General features: G+C 59.3%; 9 protein-coding genes. 4 read left to right on the top strand and 5 right to left on the bottom strand.

The window, feature by feature from the left end:
- A partial coding sequence (locus tag OA90_RS22460; protein WP_199823691.1) for a transposase occupies positions 1 to 280 on the top strand: 280 nt, incomplete at its 5' end.
- Positions 281 to 379: 99 nt separating this feature from the next.
- Here OA90_RS22460 and OA90_RS22455 read toward each other — a convergent pair.
- The 4 genes from OA90_RS22455 to OA90_RS22440 form a co-directional block, all read right to left on the bottom strand.
- Positions 380 to 1,129: a pyridoxine 5'-phosphate synthase gene (locus tag OA90_RS22455; protein WP_068417822.1), complete on the bottom strand. Its 750-nt coding sequence runs from the start codon at positions 1,127 to 1,129 to the stop codon at positions 380 to 382.
- Between the two features lie 577 nt (positions 1,130 to 1,706).
- Complete coding sequence (locus OA90_RS22450) at positions 1,707 to 3,395, bottom strand: SDR family oxidoreductase (RefSeq protein ID WP_068417818.1); 1,689 nt, start codon at positions 3,393 to 3,395, stop codon at positions 1,707 to 1,709.
- A complete protein-coding gene (locus OA90_RS22445) occupies positions 3,388 to 3,837 on the bottom strand; it encodes a DUF393 domain-containing protein (RefSeq protein ID WP_244274698.1) in 450 nt (149 codons plus the stop codon). Before OA90_RS22445 ends, OA90_RS22450 begins: the two co-directional genes overlap by 8 nt.
- A gap of 372 nt (positions 3,838 to 4,209) precedes the next feature.
- On the bottom strand, positions 4,210 to 5,145 hold the full coding sequence (locus OA90_RS22440; protein ID WP_068417816.1) for a DJ-1/PfpI family protein: 936 nt from the start codon (positions 5,143 to 5,145) through the stop codon (positions 4,210 to 4,212).
- A 92-nt stretch (positions 5,146 to 5,237) separates the two neighbouring features.
- Here OA90_RS22440 and OA90_RS22435 point away from each other — a divergent pair, with 92 nt between their 5' ends.
- Complete coding sequence (locus OA90_RS22435; RefSeq protein WP_068417813.1) at positions 5,238 to 5,741, top strand: isochorismatase family protein; 504 nt, start codon at positions 5,238 to 5,240, stop codon at positions 5,739 to 5,741.
- Positions 5,742 to 5,753: 12 nt separating this feature from the next.
- Here the strand turns inward: OA90_RS22435 and OA90_RS22430 are convergent, their stop codons facing one another.
- Positions 5,754 to 6,680, bottom strand: coding sequence for an AraC family transcriptional regulator (locus tag OA90_RS22430; RefSeq protein WP_068417810.1), 927 nt, complete (start codon positions 6,678 to 6,680; stop codon positions 5,754 to 5,756).
- A 95-nt stretch (positions 6,681 to 6,775) separates the two neighbouring features.
- Between OA90_RS22430 and OA90_RS22425 the strand changes: the two genes are divergently transcribed.
- Both OA90_RS22425 and OA90_RS22420 read left to right on the top strand, forming a co-directional pair.
- A complete protein-coding gene (locus OA90_RS22425) occupies positions 6,776 to 7,525 on the top strand; it encodes an SDR family oxidoreductase (RefSeq protein WP_068417806.1) in 750 nt (249 codons plus the stop codon).
- Between the two features lie 471 nt (positions 7,526 to 7,996).
- Positions 7,997 to 9,268 carry a GGDEF domain-containing protein gene (locus tag OA90_RS22420; protein ID WP_068417804.1) on the top strand — a complete coding sequence of 424 codons (1,272 nt, stop codon included), beginning with the start codon at positions 7,997 to 7,999 and terminating at the stop codon, positions 9,266 to 9,268.
- The last annotated feature ends 109 nt before the right edge of the window (positions 9,269 to 9,377 follow it).

Here is a 9,377-nt window from a genome sequence, read left to right as displayed (position 1 = left end):
TGCCCATGGCGTGGTCATCCTTGATCAGGCCGGATGGCACACGTCAAACAAGCTCGCCATCCCGGACAACATCACACTCTTGCCTTTGCCACCCCGATCTCCCGAACTCAATCCTGTCGAAAACCTATGGCAGTACATGCGAGAAAACTGGCTCTCAAACCGGGTCTTCAAGGACTACGACCAGATCGTCGACCTGTGCTGCCGGGCCTGGAACACGCTCATCGATCAGCCATGGAAAATCATGTCAATCGGAATGCGTGACTGGGCGCATCGGTCCTGAATTTTGTCGTTTGGTATGATAGGGCATGGCGCCGGTCCGACTCCGAGAATGAAGACAACCTACCGGATTCGCCGTTGCCTGTGAGCCGCCAGCCCGTCGTCAGAGTTCCCCCATCGCCTTGCGGAACCGGTTGACGCTTTCAGCGAAGCCGTAAACCAGTGCGTCGGCGGTGAAGCCGTGCCCGATGGACATTTCCCGGATGAAGGGAGCGCGGGCAAGCAGCGCCGGGATGTTGTCGACCGTCAGGTCGTGCCCGGCATTGACGCCGAGGCCGCAGGCGCGTGCAGCCTCCGCTGCGGCGACAACCTTGTCCAGTTCCTTCGCCGACCTGGCCGGATCGTCGTAACAGGCGCCGTAGGGGCCGGTGTAAATCTCGATCCTCTCCGCGCCCAGCCGGGCGGCATGTTCCGGCGCGGCGGGGTCCGGATCGCAGAAGAGAGACACCGTCACCGACCATTCCTTTGCGGCGGCGATGGCGGTTTCAAGCGCCGTGGTATCTTTCCCGAAATCCCAGCCATGGTCGGAAGTAGTCTGCTCCGGATCGTCCGGCACAAACAGGACCTGCTCCGGCCGGGTCGCCTCGACCAGTTGCATGAAATCCGTGGTGGGGAAGCCTTCCAGGCACAGTTCCTTGTTTGGAAACCGGTCCTCGATCAGCTCGGACAACTCGAAGACGTCCGTCTTGCGGATGTGCCGCTCGTCCGGACGCGGGTGCACGGTGATGCCCTTTGCGCCTGCTTCCATCGCAATTGCGGCAAGCCCGGTGACGCTCGGCCAGGGCAGGTCGCGGCGATTGCGCAGCATGGCGACAGCGTTGACGTTGACGGAGAGGCGGGAGACAGCAGGCATTGTTATAGTTCCGGATGAAATTGTTGCCAGTCCGCTTTAAGCGTCTGGATCATTCCTGCAAGATTATTTCGAAAGCCATTGATGTCAAACGGGGAATTGTCTCTAGGGACAATGTTTCGACAGGCTGGGCGTGATCTTCGAACGCGAAAACAGGTTCTGAAATGCAGGAGTGACGCACAAGCAATCCAGGTGACGAAAAGGAACGGGCAAGGGAAAATATTTCAGGCAAAAAGTTACCGGAAATGGTGCCAAAGACCGGGAAGAAACCGTCTCGACAATCCCGCTGCCGAGAAGAGGGCCCATGAACGATTTAAGGAATGAGATCAGATAATCTGACAACCCAGACAACCCGCACCAACCATGAAAACAACGCTTCTGAGTGCTTCGAAAGCCCGTACAGAATAATTGGTTCGGGTGAGGCATCACCTTTGACTCGCGAAAGGTCGGTGTGTGACGGCTTGAGCATCATGACATGGTCCGCCAGTCAGGTTTGCAATAGACCGGGCGCTGTAACACCAACTTCCGGAACCAGAATCCTCTCTGTGATTGTAATTCGCTTATGACGTGTCGTCGGCGGTTAACGTTGGACGGCTGAATGGTTTGGCTCCAACCAGCCGGCATAGTGGATCAGCTCTCCCAATCCGGGCAACGAGACCCTTACATCAAAATGAAAACGGTCTCTCTCGGTATATTCGCGTGTTTCGCTCACAGGAAGCAGCCATTGTGGAAGCGGGATGCCTAGGACGCTCCCGCGCTTCACAGGATAGGTAAGTGCTCCATCCTTGTGTTGCAAGTTTATGTCGAAGGCGGTCAGGCCGAACCTTTCGCGCACCACGCCTTCTCCGGGAATACCCGATAGACTGAGTACCGATTTGAAGACTTTCCCGCCAAAATCGCGCCTCCAGACTTCCAGGTCGCCGCGCCGGTCTATGGTGACGGAGACCGGTATTTTGTCCGCTTGAGGCGGAAAACCTATAATCCGGCACAAGAGCTTGCCGAGCATATTTTTTCCACGGGTTACCCTTGCCTCGCCATACCAAAGATGTCGATCGAAGACCGTATGAAGCGACTGTACCGCCACCGGCAAGTCCCCGAAAGCCGGACCCAATGCCCGCTGGAATAATGTCGGCTTTGTTTCAGCGTCGATAAAGGTTCTGACTTTCAGATGACTGGTTGCCATCGTGACATCGTCGAGTGTGAACTCACCCAGACAGGGTCGAGCACCTGAGGCAACACTGTTTTCGGAAAGGCGGCGGCACAGAATTGCGGCGGCAACTGCCGGAATGTACGGTCCGTCACCTGCCTGGGCAATGAGTGTCCACCGGCAGGCGAGGGGGGCTCCCTCCCTGTCGAGGCCGGCAAGCCGAACCTCCATGCCGCCCCGGTCACTGCCAAAAGATTTCAGCCAGTCCGCGATTTTTAGAAGAATCTTTGCACAAGGTTCAAGCGATCGGATTAGCCGCAATCGTGTAAGCCAGCTGAGGCACCATAGCCCAAGATGCATCACAGGCAGTTCCAGTCCGGCGCGAAAAAGCACGGTGCGGGCTTGATAGCGTTCCGGGAATAGCGCCAGATCCGGTGCGCCGATGAAATTCGTCCAGCGCGGCGGCAAATCGGTCTTGTCGTGCGGGCCAAGCCGGCGGCGGGCGAGGCCCGACCAGCCGATGACCGTGTCCGGGGAGCCATCCCTGAAAACGGACAGCGGCTGACCGGTTTGCGCCAGAATTGCACGGATGACGGACAGGCCGCGTGGCGCCTGGTTTCCCGGCAGGATTGCGCTTTCGATCAGGTCAAGCCGCGAAAAATTCTCCCGCAGGCCCTCAACGGCTGCCGAAGACAGCGCAGGGACGCTGGAAACGCCCGATAGCGCGGTCTTTCCCGCAACAATGGCCGTTTCGTTCAGTACGGAAATTCCGCTGGTGAATTTTGCGTCGTCTGACAGATCCAGATAGTGGCTGCCGCACAAAAGTGCTGCCTTGGCAACAGCATAGGTCTTCTTGCCGTAGGACTGAAACGGACCGGCGGCATCTACCGTGACAAACGGAGTGAGCGCTGCAAGGGTGGTCGCGAAATCCGGTGCGGACCGGTCGATCCGGGAAGGGTGACCACCATGCATTGCGCAGAATGCCTTCGCCTTTTCGATGTTGCGTCCTGCAATCACAACCTCGAATCTATTGTCGCGAAGCAGGGACACAGCGAGCTTGCCGCCAAAGACGCCGTAGCCACCGATCACAACGATGCGCCGTGTTGGCTTGCCCTCAGTCAACCAGCCGGTCCTTCAGGTCCTTGGAGGGCAATGGACAGGTGCGGCGTCCCAGGCGGTAGCGGTTGCGTGCGATCCGGTCATAGAGCTTGTCTGCAAACCCGTGCGGCAGGAAATCCAGAACCATAAACGCCTTCCAGGGCCAGCCGAGACTGCTCATTGCCGCAGTGAAGGAGGCCATACCGGTATAGGCCTGACCTTCGTAGACCACTATATTCGTTTCCAGGAGATCCGGATCGAGACCATGGCGGAGGTAGAGCGCTCGACCGGTTTGCGAGTGCGCGTTGACGAAACTGAACCGTGCCGTCTTGTCGCGCTGTGCCATGAACCGCGCGAAGCCGGAACAAAACAGGCAGATGCCGTCGAATACGATCAGGTTGCCTTCAAGTGGCGAGGGCGGAGTAAGCCCTGCTTTCGCAGGCGGGGACGCTGTTGCCCTGGACAATTCAGACCTCCTTCGCGGAAAAACCCGGCTACATTCTTCCATAGTAAACATGGATGTATTCACGTTGACATCCAGCAAACTGCCGCATGCAGGCAGGCCTTTTGGTTTGTGCAGCGCTGTCGACCGCATGAGTAAATTGGGCCTGCAGCCCCCTTGGCGGGAAAAACCGGTGAGGCTCGGTTAGGTCAGAGCGCTGCAATTGCTCGGTAGGCGTCAGCATTGGTGGAGTGGCGTTAACCGGCGGGCATCATATGAAATTCCGGAAGGAGTGGCGGAAATTCGAATGAAGAGTTTCGATCATGAGTGCTTTTTTGAAAGCCATTGATGTTAAACGGGGAATTGTCTCCAGGGACAGTGTTTCAAGCCGGAGACTTATCCGATCCGTTCTCTTGCAAGCCACTGAGTGGGTGTCGTGCCCAACTCGCCGCGAAAAGCCTTGCGCAAGGACGGGGCGTCGGGAAAGCCGCTACTGACCGCGATGCGCTCAAGTCCCTTTTCGCCCCGCAGCAGCCTGTCCTGGGCACGGGCGATCCTGGCGCGGCGCAGCCAGCCGCTCAGGCTGCCGCCGGTGCGCGCGCGGATATATCGGCTCAGGCTGCGGCGGCTGATGCCTGCCTTTGCGGCAAGATCGTCAAGAGACGGTGTTTGTGCGGGATCGGCCCAAAGCTGCTCCAGGATGTCGGCAACCCGGCGCTCCGCCGAAGAGGCGGGGGCCGGCCGTTCGATCAATTGCGGTTGTTCGCCGCTCCGTTGCGGCGCGACGACAAGATGGCGGGCGACGCGGTTGGCCTCGGCAGCGCCGGACAGGCGGGCCAGCAGATGCAGGCAGCAATCCAGTCCGGCGGCGATCCCTGCCGAGGTCACCACCTGGCCGTCGTCAACGTATATCGCCGCAGGATCGATCCGGATGGCCGGATAGAGCGTGCCAAGCTCTGTGGCACGTGCCCAGTGGGTTGTGGCGCGCCGCCCGTTCAGAAGACCGGCTTCTGCCAGCCCGAAGGCCCCGAGGCACAGGCCTGCGACGAGAGCATTGCGTTCATGTGCCGAACGCAGTTGCCGCACGATGGCTGGCGAGACGGGTTCGGCTGCATCCCGCCATCCGGGAAGGATGACGACATCCGCTTCATCGACGGCTGCAAGCGGGTGGGAGATCTCGATTGTGAGGCCGCCCGACGCCACGATCCGGTCGCTTTCGCCGCAAACCACAACGTCGTGGCCACTGGCGAGAAAGGGTTCTCCGAACACCGCGAGCGGAGTCGACAGCATGAAGGGGCTGATGCCCTGATAGGCGATGACGGCGATGCGCATTGGCCCAATTTAATCCCAACATGTCCTTCGGGCCACTGAAAAACACCTGTTCGAGGCAGTAGACCGGAGGGACAGCAAAAGGAGTTACATAGATGAGCCGTGCCCTTCTCGTGATCGATATCCAGAATGACTATTTCCCGGGTGGCGGCTTGCCGCTGCATCAGGCCGAGGATGTGGAGGGGCGTATCGTTGCCGCGATCGGTCAGGCCCGAAAGGCCGGAGAGCGTGTCGTTTTGGTGCAGCATGTCTCGAATGCACCGGCGGGACTGCTGGCAGCCGGCGCAAGCGGAACAGAGATCCGGCCGGCGATCCTGGCTGCAGCCGGGGAAGCGCCCAATGTGGTCAAGCAGGTGGCCGACGCCTTTCATGATACCGACCTCTCAGGATATCTGGAAGGGGTGACGGAGCTGCTGATCTGCGGAATGATGACCCAGAACTGCGTGGTGTTCACGGCAATTTCGCGTGCGGCCGAAGCATTCAACGTTATCGTCATAGGCGATCTCTGCACTGCCCCCACCGAGGCCGTGCACAAGATTGCTTTGAACGCGCTGTCCTCGAAATTGCGGGTCGCGGCTTCGGGCGATATCTGGCGTTAGGTGTTCCTGCCCCTATGCCTCCTGGGGCATCTGGACGGTGATCGCAGCCGTTCGTGCGTAGTGGGCCGGCGGCTGGCCGACGCGGCGGGAAAAGGCAACGCTGAAAGCGCTGGTCGAGCCGTAGCCGACCTTTTCCGCAATCTCCGCAATGCTGTTCTGGCGTGTTCTCAGCATGTGTTTTGCCAGCGTCATTCGCCAGTTCTGCAGGTAATCCATCGGGGGCATGCCGACGATCCGGTTGAACCGCGTGAAGAAGGCGGAGCGAGACAGGCCGGCTTCCCGCGCCAGGTCCGCAACGCTCCACAAGCGTCCGGGCTCGGCATGCATGGCGCGCAACGTTCCGGCAAGCCTCTTGTCCGCCAACGCATGCAGGAGACCGGGCGTGGCGCCGGTCTCGGTGCCCGAGCGCAGCGCCTCGATCAACAGCACCTGCAGCAGGTGTTCCAGAACCACATCCCGCGCCGGACGCTCCGCCCGGGCTTCGTCACGGACAAGTCCGGCAAGGTCACAGAGCCGCCGCTCGCCCCTGACGACAACCATGTCGGGCAGCAGGGAAACAAGAAGCCCGGCATCAGGCGACCCGAAACTGCAATAACCTATGAGCAGTTGCTCCGCGGCCGGTCCTTCCTCAACGCCAAGCCGGACGCCGCCGTCCTCGCGCATGTGAGGACGGCTCTGCAATCCTGAAGGCGGGAGGGGGTGGACGCTCGACATGGAAAAGCCCTGCGTGGCCGGGACGAGAACGAAATCGCCCGCCTGCAGATCGAGCGTTGGTTTGCCGTCGACTTCGAGGCGCGCCTGACCGGCAAGAAGCAGACAATAATAGACCTGTTCGACTTCAGTTCGCCGCACACGCCAGGGGCCAGCCGCGTCGACCAGTTTCGAGTACGGCGCGCGGGGTTGCAGCAGGGCGATGATTTCGGAGAGAGGATCAAGCATTTAGGACTTTTGCTAATTAATTATGGATTTTTGATTATAGAAAGTTCGATCTGCATTGTCGATGGTGCGGTCTTCCATGAACAGGAGAACGCTTCATGAAAACCGTGATGATCACTGGATGTTCCTCGGGCTTCGGTCTGGAGACCGCCCGGCACTTCCTCGGCCAAGGCTGGTCCGTCGTTGCAACGATGCGCAATCCGCGTGAGGACCTGCTTGATGCCTCTAGCCGTTTGCGTGTGCTGCCGCTCGATGTGACCGAGGTTGGCTCGATTGCCCGTGCGGTCGAGACCGCGGGGCCTGTCGACGCGTTGGTCAACAATGCCGGTGTCGGATGGATGGGACCGCTCGAGGGAACGCCAGCGGATACGATCCGCACCATTTTCGAGACGAATACACTCGGGACGATGGAGATGATCCGGGCCGTCCTGCCACAGTTCCGCGCAAGGGGCTCCGGGACGATCGTCAATGTTTCCTCCAGCACCACGTTGAAACCGCTACAGCTGCTGCCGGTCTATACCGCCAGCAAGTCGGCGTTGAATGCTTTCACCGAATGCCTTGCGCTCGAACTGGAGCCTTTCGGCATCCGCACCAGACTGGTCCTTCCCGGCCGCGCTCCGGGCACCAGCTTCGGGATGAATGCGAAAGTTCGGATGGCCGAAGCCGGCGGCATTCCCGAAGCCTACCGTTCTCAGGCGGAACAGGTTTTCGCCGCCGCCTCTGCTGCCGCCAATGCGGATGTCACCCATGCCGAGGACGTCGTCGCAGCGATCTGGCGGGCGGTGATCGACCCGGGCTGCCCGCTGAGGCAGACCGCAGGTGCGGACGCGGACGCTCTGGTAGCCTAATGGCCGAGATCTCGGGTCACTGACGTTCGAGTGGAAGCGGCCAGTGGTTTAGAAATGGACAGGCTTGATTTGTCAGAGCTGACTCGCGGCAGAAGTGCTGCGGGTCTTGCCGGCGTTGAGCGCCGGACAAAGCGCGTTTTGTATGCCGAGGCGCAGAACCGGCCTGTCTCGGCCCAAGGCCGCGGACATCATTTCCGGGCCTGAGCTAGCGAGACGCTGATTTCTGTTGTAACGGACGGCTTTCGTGTCGCTTCGGTTGAAATCGGATGGGATTCGGGGAAAATCGACCCCTCAGGCCGATAATTTGTTAAAATGCCTTGTCAAAACAAGCAATGCATACTTTACGTATCGAAAGCTGGTGTGAAGGTACCGGGCTTTCTTCCGTTACGGAAATTCATCTCATATTCGCTGTCTTGGAGGTCATGATCTGGTCCGCCGAGATCTGGTCTGCCGATAAAAGCTGATCTGGACATGGCAATCTTCAACGCGTTTCTCCTTTTCGCCCAGGCGGCCGTGTATTTCACCGTCATGATGGCCCTGCTCAGAGCACGCAGGAAAATCGGCATCGGCGTCTTCATGTGCGCCCTTGGCGTCATGCATTTCCTGGAAACCTATCTCGCCAGCATTTTCTACATAGAACTGCCGTTCGGCATCGTCTCGCCGGGCTCCACGGTGTTGTTTTCCGGAAAGCTGCTGATGATCCTGCTGCTTTACATTCGCGAAGACGCGCAGGTGGTTCGTCAGCCGATCTACGGACTTCTGATCGGCAATTTCCTGATCGTCGCTCTGGTGATGATCCTGCGCAACCATGAGACAATCACCGTCACCGAAGGCCGCAGCCCCGACATCGCCTTCGTCGACGAGATGGGATTCTTGATGGTATGGGGAACCTTGCTGCTGTTTGTCGACGCGATCGCCATCATCGTGCTGTACGAGCGGATCGGTAAATGGTTCAAAGGAAATCTGGGGCTGCGTGTTCTGGTTTGCGGCGCATTGGTGCTGACCTTCGATCAGGCGGGTTTCTTTCTGGCTCTTCATTACGTCTCCGGCGCGCCGTGGCATGTGTTCTTCGGCGGCTGGGCGGCCAAAATGGTGGCGACAATCGTCTATTCGGGGCTGCTGCTGGCCTACCTGAAGTATTTCGACAACGAGGAAACCTGGCTCTCCAACCGGCCGTTGCGGGATGTATTTCATGTTCTGACCTATCGCGAGCGCTACAAGCAGCTTCTGGAGGCCTCCATCCGCGATCACCTGACGGGGACGCTGGACCGCAGCCAGTATGCCGAAAAGGGGCCCGGAATTCTCGCCAGGAACCTTAAGGAAGGCCGGTCGGTGTCGCTTCTGGTGATCGACATCGATCATTTCAAACTGGTCAATGACCGCTATGGACATCAGGCCGGCGACGAGGTGTTGAAACTGGTTGCACGTCTGCTGACGGAAAACCTGCGCACGGACGACCATCTTTACCGGGTCGGAGGCGAGGAATTCGTGCTCTTGTGCGAACGCTTGCCGGTGGAAGGTGCAGCCTCCCTGGCTGACCGGCTGCGCCGGATGATCGAACGCTTCAGCAAGGTCTATCTGCCGGAAAAGGTCACTGTCAGCATCGGTGTGTCCAGCGCGCCGGATGACGGCAGGACACTGAAGGCTCTTTTCAAGTCGGCTGACGAACGGATGTATACAGCCAAGAAACGCGGCCGCAATCAGGTTGTTTGGCCGGAGGGCGCAGGGCAGAACGTCGGCTGAAACCCGCTGCGACGGGCCGGTTGATCCGGCAACAAACTCAAAGAGAGAAATGGGGCTTGTCAGGACGCAGGGCTGTGGTGTAGATAATGTAATGTAATAACATTACAGA

The organism is Labrenzia sp. OB1 (genome assembly GCF_001624695.1).
GTDB lineage: Bacteria > Pseudomonadota > Alphaproteobacteria > Rhizobiales > Stappiaceae > Roseibium.
The sequence above is the reverse complement of the archived record's forward strand: the minus strand, read 5'-3'. Positions and strand labels throughout refer to the sequence as shown.

Coding starts and splice junctions, on each gene's coding strand:
- OA90_RS22455 (WP_068417822.1), bottom strand. CDS start 1,129: ATGCCTGCTGTCTCCCGCCTCTCCGTCAACGTCAACGCTGTCGCCATG.
- OA90_RS22440 (WP_068417816.1), bottom strand. CDS start 5,145: ATGCGCATCGCCGTCATCGCCTATCAGGGCATCAGCCCCTTCATGCTG.
- OA90_RS22435 (WP_068417813.1), top strand. CDS start 5,238: ATGAGCCGTGCCCTTCTCGTGATCGATATCCAGAATGACTATTTCCCG.
- OA90_RS22430 (WP_068417810.1), bottom strand. CDS start 6,680: ATGCTTGATCCTCTCTCCGAAATCATCGCCCTGCTGCAACCCCGCGCG.
- OA90_RS22425 (WP_068417806.1), top strand. CDS start 6,776: ATGAAAACCGTGATGATCACTGGATGTTCCTCGGGCTTCGGTCTGGAG.
- OA90_RS22420 (WP_068417804.1), top strand. CDS start 7,997: ATGGCAATCTTCAACGCGTTTCTCCTTTTCGCCCAGGCGGCCGTGTAT.